The organism is Pseudomonas sp., from assembly GCF_040514055.1.
Classification (GTDB): Bacteria; Pseudomonadota; Gammaproteobacteria; order Pseudomonadales; family Pseudomonadaceae; genus Aquipseudomonas.
Window position 1 is genome coordinate 18,536 of the sequence record NZ_JBEVDL010000062.1, and the last position, 20,874, is coordinate 39,409.

Annotated in this window: 22 protein-coding genes; 9 read left to right on the plus strand and 13 right to left on the minus strand. The window is 64.1% G+C overall.

Features of this window, described 5'->3' with window-relative positions; all coding sequences use genetic code 11:
• Nucleotides 1–132 precede the first annotated feature (132 nt).
• Nucleotides 133–567: a Z-ring associated ZapG family protein gene (locus ABWY06_RS14315; protein WP_353926228.1), complete on the plus strand. Its 435-nt coding sequence runs from the start codon at nucleotides 133–135 to the stop codon at nucleotides 565–567.
• Nucleotides 568–818: 251 nt separating this feature from the next.
• On the opposite strand, the gene cysN is transcribed toward ABWY06_RS14315, so the two are convergent.
• The 3 genes from cysN to ABWY06_RS14330 form a co-directional block, all read right to left on the minus strand.
• Nucleotides 819–2,717, minus strand: a complete 1,899-nt coding sequence (gene cysN, locus ABWY06_RS14320) for a sulfate adenylyltransferase subunit CysN (protein WP_353926229.1) — start codon at nucleotides 2,715–2,717, stop codon at nucleotides 819–821.
• A gap of 1 nt (nucleotide 2,718) precedes the next feature.
• On the minus strand, nucleotides 2,719–3,636 hold the full coding sequence (cysD, locus tag ABWY06_RS14325; RefSeq protein ID WP_353926230.1) for a sulfate adenylyltransferase subunit CysD: 918 nt from the start codon (nucleotides 3,634–3,636) through the stop codon (nucleotides 2,719–2,721).
• Between the two features lie 372 nt (nucleotides 3,637–4,008).
• Nucleotides 4,009–4,767: a Nif3-like dinuclear metal center hexameric protein gene (locus ABWY06_RS14330; protein WP_353926231.1), complete on the minus strand. Its 759-nt coding sequence runs from the start codon at nucleotides 4,765–4,767 to the stop codon at nucleotides 4,009–4,011.
• A 112-nt stretch (nucleotides 4,768–4,879) separates the two neighbouring features.
• Here ABWY06_RS14330 and algW point away from each other — a divergent pair, with 112 nt between their 5' ends.
• The 3 genes from algW (at nucleotide 4,880) to ABWY06_RS14345 (ending at nucleotide 8,959) form a co-directional block, all read left to right on the plus strand.
• Nucleotides 4,880–6,052, plus strand: coding sequence for a Do family serine endopeptidase AlgW (gene algW / locus ABWY06_RS14335; protein WP_353926232.1), 1,173 nt, complete (start codon nucleotides 4,880–4,882; stop codon nucleotides 6,050–6,052).
• A 78-nt stretch (nucleotides 6,053–6,130) separates the two neighbouring features.
• A complete protein-coding gene (locus tag ABWY06_RS14340) occupies nucleotides 6,131–8,212 on the plus strand; it encodes a TonB-dependent siderophore receptor (protein ID WP_353926233.1) in 2,082 nt (693 codons plus the stop codon).
• An 18-nt stretch (nucleotides 8,213–8,230) separates the two neighbouring features.
• Complete coding sequence (locus ABWY06_RS14345; protein ID WP_353926234.1) at nucleotides 8,231–8,959, plus strand: DUF4198 domain-containing protein; 729 nt, start codon at nucleotides 8,231–8,233, stop codon at nucleotides 8,957–8,959.
• Between the two features lie 69 nt (nucleotides 8,960–9,028).
• Here the strand turns inward: ABWY06_RS14345 and hisC are convergent, their stop codons facing one another.
• The 10 genes from hisC to ABWY06_RS14395 all read right to left on the minus strand — a co-directional run bounded on the left by hisC (nucleotide 9,029) and on the right by ABWY06_RS14395 (nucleotide 17,217).
• A complete protein-coding gene (gene hisC, locus ABWY06_RS14350; protein WP_353926235.1) occupies nucleotides 9,029–10,081 on the minus strand; it encodes a histidinol-phosphate transaminase in 1,053 nt (350 codons plus the stop codon).
• A 106-nt stretch (nucleotides 10,082–10,187) separates the two neighbouring features.
• Nucleotides 10,188–11,498: a histidinol dehydrogenase gene (gene hisD, locus ABWY06_RS14355; protein WP_353926236.1), complete on the minus strand. Its 1,311-nt coding sequence runs from the start codon at nucleotides 11,496–11,498 to the stop codon at nucleotides 10,188–10,190.
• Between the two features lie 122 nt (nucleotides 11,499–11,620).
• Nucleotides 11,621–12,256 (minus strand): ATP phosphoribosyltransferase, encoded by a 636-nt coding sequence (gene hisG / locus ABWY06_RS14360; protein WP_353926237.1) that lies wholly within the window; start codon nucleotides 12,254–12,256, stop codon nucleotides 11,621–11,623.
• Between the two features lie 139 nt (nucleotides 12,257–12,395).
• On the minus strand, nucleotides 12,396–13,661 hold the full coding sequence (gene murA / locus ABWY06_RS14365) for a UDP-N-acetylglucosamine 1-carboxyvinyltransferase (RefSeq protein ID WP_353926238.1): 1,266 nt from the start codon (nucleotides 13,659–13,661) through the stop codon (nucleotides 12,396–12,398).
• 136 nt (nucleotides 13,662–13,797) lie between these two features.
• On the minus strand, nucleotides 13,798–14,037 hold the full coding sequence (locus tag ABWY06_RS14370; protein WP_353926239.1) for a BolA family protein: 240 nt from the start codon (nucleotides 14,035–14,037) through the stop codon (nucleotides 13,798–13,800).
• Between the two features lie 153 nt (nucleotides 14,038–14,190).
• Nucleotides 14,191–14,499, minus strand: a complete 309-nt coding sequence (locus tag ABWY06_RS14375; RefSeq protein WP_353926240.1) for an STAS domain-containing protein — start codon at nucleotides 14,497–14,499, stop codon at nucleotides 14,191–14,193.
• On the minus strand, nucleotides 14,496–15,128 hold the full coding sequence (locus ABWY06_RS14380) for an MlaC/ttg2D family ABC transporter substrate-binding protein (protein WP_353926241.1): 633 nt from the start codon (nucleotides 15,126–15,128) through the stop codon (nucleotides 14,496–14,498). The genes ABWY06_RS14375 and ABWY06_RS14380 overlap by 4 nt, the downstream gene beginning before the upstream one ends.
• A gap of 12 nt (nucleotides 15,129–15,140) precedes the next feature.
• Nucleotides 15,141–15,611, minus strand: a complete 471-nt coding sequence (gene mlaD, locus ABWY06_RS14385) for an outer membrane lipid asymmetry maintenance protein MlaD (RefSeq protein ID WP_353926242.1) — start codon at nucleotides 15,609–15,611, stop codon at nucleotides 15,141–15,143.
• Nucleotides 15,611–16,408, minus strand: coding sequence for a lipid asymmetry maintenance ABC transporter permease subunit MlaE (mlaE, locus tag ABWY06_RS14390; RefSeq protein WP_353926243.1), 798 nt, complete (start codon nucleotides 16,406–16,408; stop codon nucleotides 15,611–15,613). Before mlaE ends, mlaD begins: the two co-directional genes overlap by 1 nt.
• Complete coding sequence (locus ABWY06_RS14395; protein ID WP_353926244.1) at nucleotides 16,408–17,217, minus strand: ATP-binding cassette domain-containing protein; 810 nt, start codon at nucleotides 17,215–17,217, stop codon at nucleotides 16,408–16,410. The genes mlaE and ABWY06_RS14395 overlap by 1 nt, the downstream gene beginning before the upstream one ends.
• A gap of 246 nt (nucleotides 17,218–17,463) precedes the next feature.
• Here ABWY06_RS14395 and ABWY06_RS14400 point away from each other — a divergent pair, with 246 nt between their 5' ends.
• The 5 genes from ABWY06_RS14400 to lptB are packed head-to-tail and all read left to right on the plus strand — an operon-like array spanning nucleotide 17,464 to nucleotide 20,802.
• On the plus strand, nucleotides 17,464–18,438 hold the full coding sequence (locus tag ABWY06_RS14400; protein ID WP_353926245.1) for a KpsF/GutQ family sugar-phosphate isomerase: 975 nt from the start codon (nucleotides 17,464–17,466) through the stop codon (nucleotides 18,436–18,438).
• The gene (locus tag ABWY06_RS14405) at nucleotides 18,438–18,962 is read left to right on the plus strand and encodes a KdsC family phosphatase (RefSeq protein WP_353926246.1); all 525 of its coding nucleotides are present in this window, start codon (nucleotides 18,438–18,440) and stop codon (nucleotides 18,960–18,962) included. Before ABWY06_RS14400 ends, ABWY06_RS14405 begins: the two co-directional genes overlap by 1 nt.
• A 7-nt stretch (nucleotides 18,963–18,969) precedes the next feature.
• The gene (gene lptC, locus ABWY06_RS14410) at nucleotides 18,970–19,539 is read left to right on the plus strand and encodes an LPS export ABC transporter periplasmic protein LptC (protein ID WP_353926247.1); all 570 of its coding nucleotides are present in this window, start codon (nucleotides 18,970–18,972) and stop codon (nucleotides 19,537–19,539) included.
• The gene (lptA, locus tag ABWY06_RS14415; protein ID WP_353926248.1) at nucleotides 19,526–20,077 is read left to right on the plus strand and encodes a lipopolysaccharide transport periplasmic protein LptA; all 552 of its coding nucleotides are present in this window, start codon (nucleotides 19,526–19,528) and stop codon (nucleotides 20,075–20,077) included. Before lptC ends, lptA begins: the two co-directional genes overlap by 14 nt.
• Nucleotides 20,077–20,802, plus strand: a complete 726-nt coding sequence (gene lptB, locus ABWY06_RS14420; protein ID WP_353926249.1) for an LPS export ABC transporter ATP-binding protein — start codon at nucleotides 20,077–20,079, stop codon at nucleotides 20,800–20,802. The genes lptA and lptB overlap by 1 nt, the downstream gene beginning before the upstream one ends.
• Nucleotides 20,803–20,874: the final 72 nt, after the last annotated feature.

A 20,874-nucleotide genomic window follows, 5' to 3' on the forward strand; every position in this document is an offset into this window, starting at 1 on the left:
GATTCGATCCGAATGGGCGCACCGCCGCTTTCAATCCTGCCTGCGCATCGTCCATCCCGGCTTTGCAGCGCGCTATACAGCGCAGGTTAGAGCCGTTAACGTAAAGCAAAGCCGTTTAGAGAGGAAGGATTCGTGGAACAGACGCTCACCGCCTGGTTATTCCCGACGCTGGCCCTGGTAGCAGGCATCGCCATCGGTTTTCTGGTGGCCCGCCTGGCGCCCAGCGCCGCGCCCAATCGTACCCAGCGCCAGCTGGACGATATGCAGGAACGTTTTGACAGTTATCAAAGCGAAGTGGTCACCCATTTCAACACCACCGCCAACCTGGTGAGAAAACTCACCCAGAGTTACCAGGAAGTGCAGGAGCACCTGTCCGAAGGTGCCAGCCGCCTGGCCCTGGACGAACTGACCCGCCAGCGCCTGCTGGCCACCCTGCACAGCGAGGAGCTCACCGCCCCCCGCGAACGCCTGACGCCGCCGAAAAGCAACGAGGCCCCCAAGGACTACGCGCCCAAGGTGGCCGACGTGCCCGGCACCCTGGATGCGGCTTTTGGCCTGAAGAAGTAACAGCGCGTCCCGTAGGCGCGGTCCATGACCGCGCTACACGGATGGCTCCCACGCTCCCGCGTGGGAGCCTGCCCCGTGACGCTCAGCGCCGCAGCAGTGACATCGGCTCTGTGATTGGCCACCGGGGGGGGACGCCGGAGCCTCCAGGACTGCATTTCCACGCGGAGCGTGGAAACGATCATCACATCGTCACGGCTCAAATAAAAAAGCCCCGCCTGATCGGCGGGGCTTTTTAGTTTCAGCGAGGCGACTCAGATCGCGCCGCGACTGCGCAGCAGCTCCAGCACATGCTTGACCCCGTCTTCCAGCGACAGCGACTGGGTGTCGATCACCAGATCGGCATCCAGGGGCACGTCGTAGGGGAAGGACTCGCCCGGAATATTGTCGCCACCGGCGGCGTACAGGCCTTGCGGATCGCGCTCGGCGCAGACCTGCGGCGAGGCCTGGACATAGACGGTCAGCAAGCGTTCGTTGCCGATCAACGCGCGGGCCTGCTCGCGACCCAGGGCGTCCGGGGCGACGAACGCGGCCAGGGTCAGCAATCCCGCTTCGTTGAACTGACGCGCGACGTGGGCCGCGCGCCGCCAGTTTTCGGTGCGCCCGGCACGGTCCTGGGCCAGCCCCTTGTTCAGGTCGTGGCGCAGGTTCTGGCCGTCCAGCACGTAAACCGCACGGCCCATGTCGAACAGCTTGCGCTCCACGGCATAGGCCAGTGTGCTCTTGCCGGCGCCGGACAAGCCGCTGAACAGCACCGTGGCGGGCTGCTGGCCGAAGCGCGCGGCGCGCTCCTCGACGGCGACATGGGCCAGCTTGCCGTGCGGACCTTCGCCCGAGGCGTTGACCGCTTTGGCGATGATCATGCCCGCGCCGACCGTGCCGTTGGTCAGGCGATCAATGATGATAAAGGAGCCGGTGGTGCGGTTATGGTCGTAACCGTCCAGGGCGATGGGCGCATCCAGGGCGACCTTGACCTTGCCGATCTCGTTCAGCTGCAGGCTGCTACCCGGCCCTTCTTCCAGGGTATTGACGTCGACCTTGAACACGATGCTGGCGATCGACCCCGGTACGTAGCTGGTGGCGCGCTTGATATCGTACTTTTTGCCCGGCAGCAGGGGTTCCTCGGCCATCCACACCAGCATGGCCTCGAACTGTTCGCTGACCTGGGGTGGGTTGTCGGCATGCACCAGCAGGTCGCCGCGGGAGATATCGATTTCGTCTTCCAGGGTCAGGGTCACGGCTTGGCCGGGACCGGCCTGCTCCAGCTCGCCCTCGAAGGTGACGATGGACTTGACCCGGCTGCCCTTGCCGGACGGCAGCACTATGACCTCGTCGCCCTTGTGCACGATGCCGCTGGCCAGGGTGCCGGCGAAGCCGCGGAAATTCAGGTTAGGACGGTTGACGTACTGCACCGGGAACCGCAGGTCGGTGAAGTTGCGATCGCCGGCGACTTCCACGGTCTCGAGGATCTCCATCAGCGACTGGCCGTCATACCAGGGCGCACGCTCGCTGCGGTTGACCACGTTGTCGCCCTTGAGGGCCGACATCGGGACAAAATGCAGGGAGCTGGGCTTGAGCTGGATGCCTTCGGCGAACGCCAGGTAATCGGCCTTGATCTGCTCGAACACGCCCTGATCGAAGCCCTTGAGGTCCATCTTGTTGATGGCCACGACTATATGCTTGATGCCCAGCAACGAGGCGATAAAGCTGTGCCGCTTGGTCTGGGTCTGCACGCCATAACGGGCGTCGATCAGGATGATCGCCAGGTCGCAGGTCGAGGCCCCGGTGGCCATGTTGCGCGTGTACTGCTCGTGCCCCGGGGTGTCGGCGATGATGAACTTGCGCTTGGCGGTGGAGAAATAGCGGTAGGCCACGTCGATGGTGATGCCCTGCTCGCGCTCGGCCTGCAGGCCATCGACCAGCAGCGCCAGGTCGATGTCGTCACCGGTGGTGCCGACCTTCTTCGAGTCGCGGGTGATGGCTTCCAGATGATCCTCGTAGATCATCTTGGAATCGTGCAGCAGGCGCCCGATCAGGGTGCTCTTGCCGTCGTCAACGTTGCCGCAGGTCAGGAAACGCAACAGTTCCTTGCGCTCGTGCTGCGCCAGGTAGGCCTGGATATCTTCGCTGATCAGATCGGATTGGTGCGACATCTTAAAAATACCCCTGGCGTTTCTTGTCTTCCATCGAGCCGGCCTGATCGTGGTCGATCACCCGCCCCTGGCGCTCGGAGGTCCGGGTCAGCAGCATTTCCTGGATGATGTCGGTCAGGCTGGTGGCGGTGGACTCCACGGCACCGGTCAGGGGGTAGCAACCCAGGGTGCGGAAACGCACCATCTTCTTCTGGATGCTGGCTTTTTCCTCGTCCGACAGGTGCTCGAGGATGCGCGCATCGTCGATCATGATCAGTGTGCCGTTCTTCTCGATCACTTCACGCTCGGCGGCGAAGTACAACGGCACGATGGGAATGCCTTCGAGGTAGATGTACTGCCAGATGTCCAGCTCGGTCCAGTTCGACAGCGGGAACACGCGAATCGACTCGCCCTTGTTGACCCGGCCGTTGTAGACGTTCCACAGCTCCGGCCGCTGGTTTTTCGGGTCCCAGCGGTGCTTGCTGTCGCGGAACGAATAGACCCGTTCCTTGGCCCGGGACTTCTCTTCGTCGCGCCGGGCGCCGCCGAACGCCGCATCGAAACCGTACTTGTCCAGGGCCTGTTTCAAGCCCTCGGTCTTCATGATGTCGGTGTGCTTGGCACTGCCATGGGTAAAGGGGTTGATGTCCTGCGCCACGCCGTCCGGGTTGATGTGCACCAGCAGGTCCAGGCCCAGCTCCTCGACCATCTTGTCGCGGAAGCTGTACATCTCCTGAAACTTCCAGCGGGTGTCCACATGCATCACCGGAAACGGCAGCTTGCCGGGGAAGAACGCCTTGCGGGCCAGGTGCAGCATCACCGCGGAGTCCTTGCCGATCGAGTAGAGCATCACCGGGTTGTCGAACTCGGCGGCGACCTCGCGGATGATATGGATGCTTTCCGCCTCCAGCTGTTTCAGGTGCGTCAGTTTGTCGAGCATGGCTACTCACGGAAGGACTGGGGTGGACGGCCAGCGGGCCGTGGACGAGGGCCGCACTTTAGCACAGCACATCCTTCTATTCAGGCCGCCACTTAGATCGAAAAAATCTAGCTTTATACCGACCAGTTGAACCCCGTAGGATGGCGTTGAGCGCAGCGATACCCATCGTTGGTCAAGCGCCCGAAGGCTGCGCGGGGTGAGGTGGATGCAGCAATGAGTATCGCTTCGCGCCACCTAGGCGGCCCCACCTGGGCGGCCCCACCCCTCCGACCTCCGAGACGCGGCGTTGTGACCAGTCCACCGCCCCGTAGGATGGCGTTGAGCGCAGCAATACCCATCGATGCTAATCACGAACCCCGGCCCACCTGGCCGCTAGATCGGATTGGGGCAGTCGATAAACAGATGCTCCAGGGCAAAGCGCCGGGCCAGGTAATCGCCCAGCGCCTGGACCCCGTAACGCTCGGTCGCGTGATGGCCGGCGGCAATAAAACTGATGCCGTTTTCCCGGGCACTGTGGAAGGTCTGTTCCGAAGCCTCGCCGGTCAGGTACAGGTCGACCCCCGCGGCAATCGCCTGGTCGATATAGCCCTGACCGCCGCCGGTGCACCAGCCCACGCGCCGAATCATCTGCGGCCCCTCGATCAGCAGCGGTTCGCGGCCCAGCACCTCGCCGACCCGGCGGGCGAAATCCCGCGGACTCATGGCCTCCGCCAGCGAGCCGACCAGTCCCACGGTGCGCGGGTTGTCAGCTTCCAGCGGACCCTCGACGAGGATCTCCAGCTGCCGCGCCAGCTGCACGTTGTTGCCCAGCTCGGCGTGCACGTCCAGCGGCAGGTGGTAGGCCAACAGGCTGATATCGTGGCCCAGCAGGGTTTTCAGCCGCCGTTGCTTCATCCCGGTGATGCAAGGGCTCTCGCCCTTCCAGAAATAGCCGTGGTGCACCAGCAGCGCGTCCGCCTCGGCTTCGACCGCGGCGTCCACCAGGGCCTGGCTGGCGGTGACCCCGCTGACGATGCGGCGCACCTGGGGTCGCCCCTCGACCTGCAGGCCATTGGGGCAATAATCGCTGATCCGCGCCGTGTTCAGCAGGCGGTCGGCTTCCGCCACCAGGGTGGTCAGGGCAATGGCCATAAAAAGACTCCTTATCAAGCTGTTGCAGACGGCTCCTTTATTGCCGGCGCCCTCGTATAATGGCGCACCTTAAGGGCCGTTCCAGGCCCCTGCAACCCTCAGGATCGACCCGATGCTCCAGGCCTTGCGTTATTTCGGCTGGCCCCTAATGGTGGGCGTGCTGCTGGCCCTGCTGATTATTCAGTATTACCCGCAGTGGGTCGGCCTGCCGCTGCAGGACGTGCACGTGCAACAAGCCCCGCGCGCCCTCGGCGTGCAACAGGGGCCGGTGTCCTACGCCGACGCTGTCAGCAGCGCGGCGCCGGCTGTTGCCAACCTCTATACCACCAAATTCGTCAACAAACCGGCTCACCCGCTGTTCGAAGACCCGATGTTCAGGCGTTTCTTCGGCGACAACCTGCCCAAGCAGCGGCGCATGGAATCCAGCCTGGGTTCGGCGGTGATCATGAGCTCGGAGGGCTACCTGCTGACCAACAACCATGTGACCACCGGTGCAGACCAGGTGGTGGTAGCGCTCAAGGACGGCCGCGAAACCGTGGCGCGGATCATCGGCAGCGACCCGGAAACCGACCTCGCGGTGCTCAAGATCGACCTCGACAACCTGCCCGCCATTACCTTGGCCAGTTCGGACAAGATCAATATCGGCGATGTCGCCCTGGCCATCGGCAACCCCTTTGGCGTCGGCCAGACCGTGACCATGGGCATCATCAGCGCGACTGGGCGCAACCAGCTGGGCCTCAACACCTACGAAGATTTCATCCAGACCGACGCCGCCATCAACCCGGGCAACTCCGGCGGCGCGCTGGTGGACGCCCATGGCAACTTGACCGGTATCAACACCGCGATTTTTTCCAAGTCCGGCGGTTCCCAGGGCATAGGTTTCGCCATCCCGACCAAGCTGGCGCTGGAGGTGATGAAGTCCATCATCGAACATGGCCAGGTCATCCGCGGCTGGCTGGGCATCGAAGTGCAGTCGCTGACCCCGGAGCTCACCGAATCCTTCGGCCTGGACGGCCGTCCGGGCATCATTGTCGCCGGCATCTACCGTGACGGCCCGGCGCAGAAAGCCGGCCTGCAGCCCGGCGACCTGATCCTCAGCATCGCCGGTGAACCCGCCGACGATGGACGGCGCTCGATGAACCAGGTCGCCCGGGAAAAACCCGGGCAGAAAATCGCCATCGAGATCCTGCGCGACGGCAAAACCCTGTCACTGACGGCGGAAATCGGCCTGCGCCCGCCGCCGCCCAACCCGGCCGCGCCCAGTAACGGCACCCAGAGCGAATAAAAAACCGAAAACGCTACCCGGGCCTGATTCGATCCTATAAATTGTTATGTTATTACATATCAACAACAAGGACGAGCCGTGCCTACGCACCACCCCCTGCTCGCTGCCCTGGCCCTGCTGGGCAGCAGCGCCGTCGTCGCCGCCCCCCTGGAGCTGAGCCAAAGCAGCGTCAGCGCCCAACGCGAACCCACCGACGACCGGGTCTACGGTTACCGGGCCCATCGCTCCTCGACCGCCACCCGCACCGATACGGACCTGCGTGACACCCCGCAAAGCATTGCCGTGGTGCCGCGCCAGGTGCTGGACGACCTGAACCTGAGCCGAATCGACCGGGCCCTGGATTTTGCCGGCGGTGTCAGCCGACAGAACAACTTCGGTGGCCTGACCTTTCTCAGCTACAGCGTGCGCGGTTTCACCACCGGCGAGCTGTACCGCAACGGCTTTGCCATTAACCGCGGCAGCGCCAGCGCCCCCGATACCGCATCCCTGGAACGCATCGAAGTGCTCAAGGGCCCGGCCGCCAGCCTGTATGGCCGTGGCGACCCCGGCGGCATGGTCAATATCGTCAGCAAAAAACCGCAGCCCGAGGCGTTCATCCAGCTCAAGGCCAGCACCGGCAGTTGGGATCGTCACCGCAGCAGCCTGGACGTCAACGCCCCCCTCAGCGACGACGGCCGCCTGCTGTCGCGCGTCAACCTGGCAATCGAGGATAACCAGAGTTTTCGCGACCAGGTCGGCAACCGCCGCAAAATCGTCAGCCCGGCCTTCAGCTGGCAACTGGACGACAGCACCCGCCTGGCGCTGGACACGGAGTTTTCCAGCGCCGAATCGGTGTTCGACCGCGGCATTCCTGCGATCGATGAACGCGCCGGCGCGCTACCGCGCGACACCTACCTCGGCGAGCCCAACGACGGCCGCATCGACAACCGCAGCCAGCTGCTGCAGGCAGTAATGGAACATGCGCTGAACCCGGACTGGACCCTGCGCCTGGCCAGCCATTACAGCCAAGGCAGCCTGCGCGGCGACAGCTCGGAAACCGTGCGCCTGGTCGGCGACCAGGTCAGCCGCTTCTACCGCCAGCGCGACTTCGAATGGAATGACAGCATCACCCGCGCCGAGGTCCAGGGCCGCTTCGCCCTGGGCGGCTGGGAGCACCAGACCCTGGCCGGCCTGGAGTACGAGAATTACCGCAACAGCCAGAAATACCCCCAGAGCCTGACCTCCCTGGGCTACGGCCTGAACGTGCACCAGCCGCTGCATGGCCAGGCCAAGCCGGCCCTCGCCTTCGCCAATGACTTTGCCGAGCACACCGAGAGCCAGGCGTTGGGCCTGCAGGACCAGATCCTCTTCAGCGAGCGATGGCGTGGCCTGGCCGGGATGCGCCTGGAGCGCGTCGAGCAGGACTCGCTCAATCGCAGCCGCAAGGCCCTCAACAGCCAGTCGCAGACCAGCACCACCGCGCGCCTGGGCCTGCTGTACCAGCTGACGCCCGAAGTCGGACTGTTCGCCAACGGCTCGACCTCGGCCAAGCCCAACGGCTTTGGTAGCCAGGGCCAGGCGTTCGACACGGAGCAGGGGCTGGGGTACGAGACTGGACTGAAACTCGACCTGTTCGACAGCCAGCTGGGCGCCACCCTGGCGCTGTTCCAGATCGACAAACAGAACGTGCTGACCGCCGACCCGCGCAGCCCCGGCGACTCCCTCGCTGCGGGGGAGGCGCGCAGCCGCGGCCTGGACCTTCAGTTCAGTGGCCAGCTCAGCGACGCCCTGCAAGTCATCGGCGCCTACGCCTATATCGACGCCGAAGTGACCCGCGACAATCTGCTGCCAGCGGGAACCCGCCTGCTCGGCGTGGCCCGCCACAACGCCAGCCTGATGGGCCTGTACCAGTTCCATTCCGGTCCCTGGCAGGGCCTCGGCCTGGGCGCCGCGGCCCAGTACGTGGGCGACCGCTCCGGCCAGGCCGGCAGCGACTTCCAGCTGGCCGCCTACAGCACGGTCGACCTGCTGGCCCAGTACCGCATCAGCGAGCAACTGAGCCTCGGGGCCAACCTCAACAACCTGTTCGACCGTCACTACCAGGAACGCTCCTACAACAGCACCTGGGTGCTGCCGGGCGAACCGCGCAATTTCAGCCTCAACCTGACCCTTAACCTCTGACTCACGGAGTGATCCAGCATGTCTCGTTTTCACCTACTACCCCTCTGCGCCCTGGGCGCCGCCCTGCTCAGCCCCGGCCTCCAGGCCCATGGCCTGTGGACCGAACAACGCCGCGGCAGTGTCGAGGTGATCTATGGCCATGGCGCCGCGGACGATGCCTTCAAGGGCGAAAAAGTCAGCGGCAGCTGGGCCTTCGACCGTGCGGGACGCATGATTCCGATCACGGTCCAGCGCCTGGCCGACCAGGCCCGTTTGCAGCCCCTCAAACCGCCGGCCGTGCTGGCGGTAGCCCTGGACAACGGGGCCTGGTCGCAGACCCCGGACAAAAAATGGGTCAACCAGGGTCGCCTTCAGGTCCCCGACTCGGTGCATTCGCTGCACACCTACAAATACAGCCTGGCAGTGTACGAGGAAGGCGCCAAGCTGCCACCCCTGGAGGCGCTGAAGCTGGTGATACTGCCGGAAGTCGACCCGCTGCTGGTCGGGGTGGGCAAGCCGCTGCCGGTGCGGGTACTGGTCGATGGCAAGCCCGCCGCCGGGGTCAAACTGATCGGGGACTTCCGTGGTGCGCCCCACGTCATCAGCGCCGAGACCGATGCCCAGGGCCGCGCCCAGGTGCTGGTACGCAACGAGGGGCTGAATATCATCGGCGCCGAACTCTATGTACCGGTGGCCAATGACGCGAATATCAGCGAACGCGGGCTGTTCGCTTCGCTGACTTTCCTTGGCCAGGCCCATCACGAATAGTGCAGGCTACGGACACAAAAAAGGCCGGAGCACCCCTGGGGTGCCCCGGCCTGGGCGTGCCGCGTGCATTTAGAGCGCGCCGAGGGCGTCCAGTAGTGCCTGGTTCTGCGCCGGGCTGCCGATGCTGATCCGCAGGAACTGGGCGATACGCGCCTGCTTGAAATGCCGTACCAGCACGCCACGTTCACGCAGCGCCGCGGCGATCTGCAACGCATCCCGTTGCGGATGACGGGCGAAGACGAAATTGGCCGCCGACGGCAGCACCTCGAACCCCAGCCCCTGCAACCCGGCGACCACCTGTTCGCGACTACTCACCACCGCCTGGCAGGTCTGTTCGAAATAGGCCCGATCCTCGAACGCCACCGCGGCGCCGACGATGGCCAGACGGTCCAGCGGGTAAGAGTTGAAGCTGTTCTTGATCCGCTCCAGCGCCTCGATCAGGTCGGGATGGCCGATCGCCACACCCACCCGCAAACCGGCCAGTGAGCGCGACTTGGACAGGGTCTGGGTGACCAGCAGGTTCGGGTAGCGCCCGACCAGGCCGACCGCCGATTCGCCGCCGAAATCGATATAGGCTTCGTCCACCAGCACCACCGAATCGGGGTTCGCCTGCAGCAGGCGCTCGATCGCCTCCAGGGCCAGCAGGCAGCCGGTCGGCGCATTCGGATTGGGGAAAATGATCCCGCCATTGGGCCGCGCGTAATCCTCGACCCGGATCTGGAACTGTCCGTCCAGCGCCAGGGCTTCGAAGGCGATGCCGTACAGGCCGCAATACACCGGGTAGAAGCTGTAGGTCACGTCCGGAAACAGCAACGGCTTGCCGTGCTGGAACAGGCCGTGGAAGGCATGCGCCAACACCTCGTCGGAGCCATTGCCGACGAACACCTGCTGGCTGGTGATGCCGTAGAACTCGGCCACGGCCACCTTCAGCCGGTCACCGTTGGGGTCCGGGTACAGGCGCAGGCCGTCGTCGAGCACCTCGCGCATGGCCGCCAGGGCCTTGGGCGACGGCCCGTAGGGATTTTCGTTGGTGTTCAGCTTGACCAGGTTGGCCAGCTTCGGCTGCTCGCCCGGCACGTAAGGCACCAGGTCCTTGACGAAGGGGCTCCAAAACTTGCTCATCTACCCTGCTCTCCTCGAATGCGTTGAGATTGCCCCGGGGCATCGATGGGTATCGCTGCGCTCAACCCATCCTACGCGGCCCCATATGCACGGCTGCGGCTAACCATTAATCCTTGATGCGGTACTCGGCGCTGCGCGCGTGGGCCGTCAGCGATTCGCCCCGGGCCAGCACCGAGGCGGTCTTGCCCAATTCCGAGGCGCCGTCGGCCGAGCAATGGATGATCGAGGAACGCTTCTGGAAATCGTAGACACCCAGCGGCGAGGAGAAGCGCGCGGTACCCGAGGTCGGCAGCACATGGTTGGGCCCGGCGCAGTAGTCGCCCAACGCCTCGGCGGTGTAGCGCCCCATGAAAATCGCGCCGGCATGGCGTATCTGCGGCAACCAGGCCTCGGGGTCGGCCACCGACAGTTCCAGGTGTTCCGGCGCGATGCGATTGGCCACCTCGATGGCCTGCTGCATGTCGCGCACCTGGATCAGCGCACCGCGCGCCTGCAGCGAGGCGCGGATGATCGCCGAACGCTCCATGCCGGGCAGCAGCCGGTCGATACTGGCAGCGACCTGGTCGAGGAAAGCAGCGTCCGGGCTGAGCAGAATGGACTGAGCGTCCTCGTCGTGCTCGGCCTGGGAAAACAGGTCCATGGCAATCCAATCCGGATCGGTCTGGCCGTCGCACACGACCAGGATTTCCGAGGGGCCGGCGATCATGTCGATGCCGACCTTGCCGAACACGTGGCGCTTGGCCGTGGCCACGTAGATATTGCCCGGGCCGACAATCTTGTCCACCGCCGGCACGCTCTCGGTGCCGTAGGCAAGGGCGGCGACCGCCTGGGCCCCACCGATGGTGAAGACCCGGTCGACGCCCGCCAGGCAAGCGGCCGCCAGCACCAGTTCGTTGAGTTCGCCGCGCGGGGTGGGCACCACCATCACCACTTCTGCCACACCGGCGACCTTGGCCGGAATGGCGTTCATCAGCACCGAGGACGGGTAGGACGCCTTGCCGCCCGGGACATAAAGGCCGGCACGGTCCAGCGCGGTGACCTGCTGGCCCAGCACCGTACCGTCGGCCTCGGTGTAACGCCAGGAGGGCTGCTGCTGTTTCTCGTGGTAGCGCCGTACGCGCTCGGCGGCGGTCTCCAGCGCCTGGCGCTGCTCGGGGGTGATCCGGCTCAGGGCCAATTCGAGGCGCGCGCGGGGCAGGATCAGCTCGGCCATGGAGGCGACCTTGAGGCCGTCGAAGCGCTCGGTGTAATCCACAAGCGCCGCATCACCGCGGACACGAACATCGGCGATGATCTCCAGCACGCGCTGATTGACGGTCTGATCGGACACGCTTTCCCAGCTCAGCAGCTGCGCCAGCTGGTGGTCGAAATCCGCGGCGGTGGCGTCGAGTCGGCGAAGAACGGTGGCAGCAGTCATGACGGGCCTCATTGAATGGCGGATGCGCGGGGCGTCAGGCTAACAAAGCCCCGCCATACGACACCCGTGAATAATGGCTATGGCGGGGATAGAGACGGGTGCGGCGTGGCGCCGCACGGGCATTACGCCGGGTGTCGGGATTCGACGGCCTGGCGCAGGCTGTCGATCAGCGCCTGGATACGCCCATGCTGCATTTTCATGGACGCCTTGTTGACGATCAACCGCGAGCTGACATGGGCGATCAGTTCCTGGGCTTCCAGGCCGTTGGCGCGCAGGGTGTTGCCAGTGTCGACCACGTCGATGATCTTGTCGGCCAAGCCGATCAGCGGTGCCAGCTCCATGGAGCCGTAGAGCTTGATCACCTCGACCTGGCGGCCCTGCTCGGCGTAGTAGCGTTTGGCGACATTGACGAACTTGGTCGCCACCCGCAGCCGGCCCTTGGGCTCGACCGCACCGACCGCACCGGCGGTCATCAACTTGCACAGGGCGATGCGCAGGTCCAGCGGCTCGTACAGGCCCTGGCCGCCATACTCCATCAGCACGTCCTTGCCGGCCACGCCGAGATCGGCGGCGCCATGCTCGACATAGGTCGGCACGTCGGTGGCGCGCACGATCAGCAGGCGCACATCGGCCTGGGTGGTCGGGATGATCAGCTTGCGACTCTTGTCCGGATTCTCGGTCGGCACGATACCGGCCTCGGCCAGCAACGGCAGGGTATCGTCGAGAATCCGACCTTTGGACAACGCGATGGTGAGCATGGGAGATCCTTGGTAGCGGTTTCAACCGAGATAAACACAGCGCCCCAGGGAGACCCGCCGGGCGCCGACCCGCAAGCACGGCGCCGGCAGATCGGAGCAGGTCGCCCTGACGCAGGCGCTGCCGTTCTACGACCGGAAACTAACCCGGTACGCGACGGATCTTGGCACCGAGCAGCTGCAGTTTTTCCTCGATGCACTCGTAACCGCGGTCGATATGGTAGATGCGGTCGATCAGCGTATCGCCGTCGGCGACCAGGGCGGAGATCACCAGGCTGGCCGAGGCGCGCAAGTCAGTCGCCATCACCGGGGCGCCTTTGAGGCGAGGAGTGCCGCTGACGATCGCGGTGTTGCCCTCGACCTGGATCAAGGCGCCCATGCGGGTCATTTCATAGACATGCATGAAACGGTTCTCGAACACGGTCTCGATGACGGTGCCGGTCCCCTCGGCGATGGCGTTGAGCGCGATAAACTGCGCCTGCATGTCGGTGGGAAAGGCCGGATAGGGCGCGGTGCGCAAGTTGACCGCCTTGGGTCGCTTGCCGTGCATGTCCAGCTCGATCCAGTCGGGCCCGGTGGTGATCTCGGCCCCCGCTTCCTGCAGTTTCAACAGCACGGCCTCGAGGATGCTCGGGTCGGTGTCCTTGAGCTTGACCCGGCCACCGGTGGCGGCGGCGGCCACCAGGTAAGTGCCGGTTTCGATCCGGTCGGGCATCACGTTGTAACGGGCACCACCCAGGCGCTTGACCCCGTCGATGGTGATGGTATCGGTGCCGGCACCCTGGATCTGCGCGCCCATGGCGATCAGGCAGTTGGCCAGGTCGACCACTTCCGGCTCACGGGCGGCGTTCTGCAGCACGCTGCGACCGTTGGCCAGGGTCGCGGCCATCATGATGTTCTCGGTCCCGGTCACGCTGACCGTATCGAAGAAGAAGTTCGCGCCGCGCAAGCCGCCCTCGGGGGCCTTGGCCTTGATGTAGCCGCCCTCGACGTCGATTTTCGCGCCCATCGCCTCGAGCCCGCGAATGTGCAGGTCGACCGGACGCGAGCCAATGGCGCAGCCGCCGGGCAAGGCCACTTCAGCCTCGCCGAAACGGGCGACCATGGGCCCCAGCACCAGGATCGAGGCGCGCATGGTTTTCACCAGCTCGTAGGGCGCCACCAGGGTCTTGATCGCCCGGGCATCCACTTCGACACTGAGTTTTTCGTCGATCACCGGCTCGATGCCCATGCGCCCGAACAGCTCGATCATGGTGGTGATGTCATGCAGGTGCGGCAGGTTGCACACGGTCACCGGCGCATCAGCCAACAGGGTAGCGGCCAGGATCGGCAGCGCGGAGTTCTTCGCCCCGGAAATGCGGATCTCGCCATTGAGGCGAACGCCGCCGGTAATAATCAATTTATCCATTAGTATCTCGTCGCCCCGCAGGCTAAGCACAAGCCGCCTTGAAAAATGACCGCGCGACGCATGGAGTGCGTGGCGCGCTGACTGTCGTGTTCGGTGGCGGGCCCTATGGCTGACGCACCGTCACAGGTGTCCGCGTTCAGGCGCGCTCGGCCCAGGCGGCACGGCTGAAAAACTTCATGGTGACCGCGTGAATGCTGCCATCGGCGATCCAGGCGTTCAGGTGGGCGTAGACCAACTGCTGACGCTTGACCGGGCTCAGGGCCGCCAATTCGTCGCTGATGATATTGAGTTGGAAATTACAGCCTTCACCTTCCACTTCGACCTGGCTACCAGCCAACTGGGCCACCAGGAGGGTCTTGACGTCTTCAGCCTGCATGCTCAACCTCGTTCGGCGCATGAATGGATGCCCAGCAAAATCTGGGCTCGGCGCGCGGGTCGGCCATCATACAAAAAAGCCCCGCGCCTGCGAACCCCGCATCGCGCAACCCTGACCGAGGGTCGCCGGACAAGCGCATGCCACGGGGGCGCCTCAGCCCTGCAGCGGCAGCAGCTCGGTCAGGCCGCAGACCTCGGCGATCTGCTGCATGTCCGTCGGCAGCGCCCGCAGGGTCAGGGTTTTACCCTGCACCTGGGCATCGCGCATAAAGGCCAGCAGCAGCGACAGGCCGACGCTGCTGGACTTCTTTACCGCCGCGCAATCGAGCACCAGTGCCTGCGCGCTGCTGGCCTTGATCAGGTAGGCGCCCAGCGTACGCAATGTGGGACCGCTGCGGTAATCGAGCACCCCGCCCAGTTGCAACAGGCCCGGCGCCGCTTCGCGAATCGCCGCGTGGTTCACGGCGTGACCTTGGTCTGTTGCTTGGCGCGGGCCACGGTGTCGGCCCAGGTATCGATCACCCGGTCCAGGTCGTTGCCATTGTCCTGCATGGACTGGGCGAACTGATCACGGAACAGCTTGCCCACATTGATGCCGTTGATGACCACGTTACGCATCATCCAGGTGCCGTTCTTGTTGACCATGGTGTAGGACAGCGGGTAGAGCGTGCCCTTGCCATCCTTGATCTCCATATTGACCGTGGCGCGCTCCGGATCCTGCTGGTTGCTGGGCAACACGCGGATGTCCTGGTTGTTGTACTCCAGCAAGGCATTGCCATAGAACTGCATCAGGCTGCGCTTGAAGTTTTCCTGGAAGCGGCTGATCTGCGCCGGCGACGCGCTGCCCGAGTATTTGACCGTCATGATGCTGCGGGAAATCCCGTCGGCATCGACCACCGGGCCGAGGATGCTGTTGAGGGCATCGTAGAAGGCGGCCGGATCGGAGCGATAACGCTCCTTGTTGACCTTGAGGTCAGCCAGCAGGCGGGCCGTGGTGTCCTGCACCACCTGATGGGCGGTGGGCGCGGCGTTGGCCAGCAGGGGGAACACGGCGAGCAATACCAGCAGGCCGCGACGCAAGGCAGTAATCATGGGGAAATCTCCTTATTTGGCGGGGTCTTTGTTCACGGTATTGAGCAGGAATTTGCCGATCAGGTCTTCCAGCACCAGGGACGACTGGGTGTCATGGATGGTGCTGCCATCCTTGAGCAACTCCTCTTCACCGCCCACACTCAGGCCGATGTATTTTTCGCCCAACAAACCGGCGGTCAGAATCGACGCGGTCGAATCCAGCGGCAGGTTGTCGACACGCTTTTCCACCTCCATGGTGACACGACCGGTGAAACTGTCGCGATCCAGGTCGATGGCGGTCACCTTGCCGATGGTCACGCCGGCCATGGTGACTTTGGCGCGCACGGTCAGACCGGCGATATTGTCGAAATTCGCGTAGAGCCGGTAGGTCTCTTGACCGCCGCCAACCGACAGTCCGCTCACCCGCAGGGCCAGCAACAGAAACGCCAACAAACCCGCCAACAGGAACAGGCCGACACCAATCTCGAGGGTGCGGTTTTGCATCAGAAATCTCCAAACATCAAGGCGGTCAGAATAAAGTCCAGCCCAAGCACGGCCAAGGAGGCATAGACCACGGTTTTGGTGGTGGCGCGGCTGATCCCTTCCGAGGTCGGCTCGCAGTCATGCCCCTGGTAGACCGCGATCCAGGTCACGACAAAGGCAAAGGCCAGGCTCTTGATCACGCCATTGAGCACGTCATCGACCAGGGACACGCTGTTCTGCATGGTCGACCAGAACGAGCCTTCGTACACACCCAGCCAGTCGATCGCCACCATGGCGCCACCCCAGATCCCCACCACGCTGAAAATCATCGCCAGCAGCGGCATGGAAATGAAGCCCGCCCACAAGCGTGGCGCGATGATGTACTTGAGCGGATCGACGCCGATCATTTCCAGGCTGGACAGCTGCTCGGTGGACTTCATGTTGCCAATTTCCGCGGTCAGCGCCGAGCCGGCCCGTCCGGCGAACAACAAGGCGGTGACCACCGGCCCCAGCTCGCGCAGCAAGGTCAGGGCGACCATCTGCCCGACCGCCTGCTCCGAGCCGTAGGTCGCCAGGATGCTCACCCCCTGCAGGGACAGCACCATGCCGATAAACAGGCCGGACACCAGGATGATCGGCAGCGACATCACGCCGACCGAGTACAGCTGCTTGACCAGCAACTGGAAGCCGTTGCCACGACTGCCGCGGCCAAACAGGGCACGCACCAGGAAGATGCCGGCGGCGCCCAGCGCGGCCACCACATCGATGCCGGTCTGCCCCAGCAAGCGAATCCGCTCGAGCACTGAACGCTTGCGCATCAACGCCCCCCCAACAGGTCGGCGCGGTAGTCCGCGGCGGGGTAGTGGAACGGCACAGGGCCATCCGGGTTGCCCGTCATAAACTGGCGGATGCGCGGGTTGTCGGAGTTCATCAATTCGTCCGGTGTGCCCTGGCCGAGCACCTGGGTGTCACCCACCACATAGAGGTAGTCGGCAATGCTGGCGGTCTCCACCAGGTCGTGGGACACCACGATGCTGGTGATGCCCAGGGCGTCGTTGAGCAGGCGGATCAAGCGCACCAAAACGCCCATGGCGATCGGGTCCTGACCCACGAAAGGTTCGTCGTACATCAGTATCTGCGGGTCCAGGGCGATTGCCCGAGCCAGCGCCACACGGCGCTTCATACCGCCGGAGAGCTCATCCGGCATCAGCTCGACGGCGCCACGCAGGCCCACGGCCTGCAGCTTCATCAGGACGATATCGCGGATCATTTCTTCCGGCAGTTCGGTGTGCACGCGCAGCGGAAAGGCCACGTTCTCGAACACATCCAGGTCGGTGAACAAGGCACCGCTCTGAAACAACACGCCCATCTGCTTGCGCATGTCGAACAGGTCGCTGCGCGACAGGTCGGGCAGGTTCTGCCCATTGACCCAGATTTCACCCTGGGTGGGCCGCAACTGCGCGCCGATCAGGCGTAACAGGGTGGTCTTGCCACAGCCTGACGGCCCCATGATGCCCGTCACCTTGCCACGCGGGATACGGATATCGACCTTGTCGAAGATCTTGCGTGCGCCGCGGTTGAAGGACAGCCCCTTCAACTCGACGGCATAGGCGTTTTCGGCACTCATCTCTGGACTCCTGGCGATTCAGCCTCCCTTTACAGACGCAGTCACCCCGATCGGGATCACGCCGATAGGCGGGACCGGCCAAACGGGCCCGGCACTATAGCATCGCCCGTCGCCCGCCCCCAAGGCAGAAACCTGCAGGCGTCAGCATTGCGAACGCTTTGGCATCGTGTCGCGCAATGAAGAGTGAGTGAAATCGCCTTTAACGCTATAATCGCCGCCTTTTCGTCTGGCAACCGCAGATCCGACATGAGCCCACCCTGTGACCTGATCCAGTCCGCGCAACGCACCGTGCGCCTCGAGCTCGAAGCGATCGAGGGGCTGCTGCCACGCATCGACGCGGCTTTCGTGCGCGCCTGTGAGCTGATCCTGGCGAGCAAGGGGCGAGTGGTGGTGCTGGGCATGGGCAAGTCAGGGCATATTGCCAACAAGATCGCCGCCACCCTGGCCAGCACCGGCACCACGGCCTTTTTTGTCCACCCCGCGGAAGCCAGCCATGGCGACATGGGCATGATCACCCGCGACGACGTGGTGTTGGCGCTGTCCAACTCCGGGTCGACGGCGGAGATTCTCACCCTGCTGCCCCTGATCAAACGCCAGGGCATTACCCTGATCAGCATGACCGGCAACCCCGAGTCGCCGCTGGCCAAGGCCGCCGAGGTCAACCTCGACGCCCGCGTGGCCCAGGAAGCCTGTCCGCTGAACCTGGCACCAACTTCCTCCACCACGGCGACGCTGGTGCTGGGAGACGCCCTGGCGATCGCCTTGCTGGAGGCCCGCGGCTTCACCGCCGAGGACTTCGCCTTTTCCCACCCCGGCGGTGCGCTGGGCCGACGTCTGCTGCTCAAGGTCGAAGACGTGATGCACGTCGGGGCGCAATTGCCCCACGTTCAGCGCGGCACCTCGCTGCGCGATGCCCTGCTGGAAATGACCCAGAAAGGCTTGGGCATGACCCTGGTGCTGGAGCGCGATGGCCAGTTGGCCGGGGTCTTCACCGACGGCGACCTGCGCCGCGCCCTGGACCGCGGTATCGACGTGCGCGATGCCGGCATCGATACGGTCATGACCGCCCACGGCAAGACCGCGCGCCCCGAGATGCTGGCGGCTGAAGCCCTGAAAATCATGGAAGATCATAAAATCAGCGCGCTGGTGGTGGTGGATGCCGAGGACCGCCCGGTGGGCGCCCTGAATATGCATGACCTGCTGCGCGCCGGAGTGATGTAATGAGTAGCGAGCTGTTGCAACGGGCCCAGCCGGTTAAACTGGCGATCTTCGACGTCGACGGCGTGCTGACCGACGGCCGCCTGTATTTTCTCGCCGACGGCAGCGAATTCAAGGCGTTCAGTACCCTGGACGGCCAAGGCATCAAGATGCTGATCGCTTCCGGCGTGCGCACCGCCATCATCAGTGGCCGCAGCGCGCCCGCGGTCGAGCGCCGCGCCCAGAACCTCGGCATCCAGCACCTGTACCAGGGACGCGAGGACAAGTTGGACGTCCTGGACGAGCTGCTTGGCCAATTGGGCCTGGACTACAACCAGGTCGCCTACCTCGGCGACGATTTGCCCGACCTGCCGGTGATACGCCGGGTCGGCCTGGGCATGGCGGTGGCCAATGCCGATGGCTTCGTCCGTCAGCACGCCCACGGCGTGACCCAGGCCCGCGGCGGCGAAGGTGCCGCGCGGGAATTCTGCGAACTGATCATGCGTGCACAAGGCAGCCTCGAGGCTGCCCATGCCGCCTACCTATAGGTCGACCATGCTGCGCAAACTTCGCTTGGGTATCATATTTTCGCTGTGTGCCGCTCTGCTGGCGGCCGCGGGCTACTGGAACATCCGCCCCGAAAGCTTTCTCGACAAGCCCGTGGCCGGTGGCAGCGAAAACGCCATCGACTTCTATGTGGTGGGGGCCAATACCGTACAGTACCAAGCCAACGGCAGCCTGCACTACGAAATGACCGCTGAACGCCTCGAGCATATCAAGGCCAGTGACGTCACCCTGATGACCCGCCCGGACTTGTTACTGTATCGCGGCACGGCGCTGCCCTGGCACGTCAGCAGCGCCCATGGCGAAGCCGGACCGCAAGGTAAGCAGGTGGAATTGATCGACGATGTACGGGTCGAACGCACCGACGCCAAGGGCCGCCCCACCATTTTGACGACCACTCGCCTGACCGTGATTCCCGATAAGGAATATGCGCAGACCGAGCAAGCCGTTAGAATCGAGGCGGCCAATGGCGTGACCACCGCCCAGGGAATGAAAGCGTACTTGAATGACGGCAGGATGCTCCTGCTGTCCAACGTAAGAGGCCAGCATGAGGTTCGTTAACCCTTTGTCGATCCGGACCCTTCCCCTTCTGCTCAGTCTGAGCGCAGCGCTGCTCGGCGCCAACGCCTGGGCGCTGCCCACCGACCGCGAGCAACCGATTCGCGTGCAGGCCGACAGCGCCGAGCTGGACGACAAGCAGGGCGTCGCGGTGTACCGCGGCGGCGTGGTCATCACCCAGGGCACACTGAAGATCACCGGCGACACCGTGACCATCACCCAGAACAAGAGCGGTGATATCGAGGTCTTCACGGCGGTCGGCAAGCCCGCCTACTACGAGCAAAAGCCGTCGACGGACAAGGAGATCGTCAAGGCCTATGGCCTGACCATCCAGTATTTTGCCGCCAACGAGCGCATCGTGCTGATCGACCAGGCCAAAGTCGTACAGGAAGGCAACACTTTCGAAGGCGAAAAGATCGTCTACGACACTCAGCGCCAGATCGTCAACGCCGGCCGTGCCAATGGCACCTCGGTGACCAGCCCGCGCCCGCGTATCGACATGGTCATCCAGCCCAAGAACAAACCAGCCGAGCAGCAGTAATGGCCATTTTGAAAGCCCAGCACCTGGCCAAGAGCTACAAGGGCCGCCAGGTTGTCCGCGACGTCAGCCTGTCGATCGAAAGTGGACAGATCGTCGGTTTGCTCGGGCCCAACGGCGCCGGTAAAACCACCTGCTTCTACATGATCGTCGGCCTGGTGGGTGCCGATCAGGGCCGTGTGCTGATCGACGACCTGGACATCAGCCACCAGCCCATGCACGGCCGCGCCCGCGCCGGGATTGGCTACCTGCCGCAGGAAGCCTCGATCTTCCGCAAGCTCAGCGTCGCCGACAACATCATGGCGATTCTGGAAACACGCAAGGATCTCGACCGCGCCGGGCGCCGCCAGGCGCTGGAAGCCCTGCTGCAGGAGTTCCATATCAGCCATATCCGCGACAACCTCGGCATGAGCCTGTCCGGCGGCGAGCGACGCCGCGTGGAAATTGCCCGCGCCCTGGCCACCGCGCCGAAATTCATCCTGCTCGACGAACCCTTTGCCGGGGTCGATCCGATTTCGGTCGGCGATATCAAACAGATCATTCACCACCTCAAGGCCAAGGGCATTGGCGTGCTGATCACCGATCACAATGTCCGGGAAACCCTGGATATCTGCGAAACGGCCTATATCGTCAATGATGGACAGCTGATCGCCGAAGGAGACGCCGAAACCATTCTGGCCAACCAGCTGGTGAAAGAGGTCTATCTGGGCCACGAGTTCCGCCTGTAGGCTGAATTTTTCCCAGGGAAACATTGCAACTTCGCGTCAAACTCTGCAATGTCAGGCATGTAACTTGCTTCC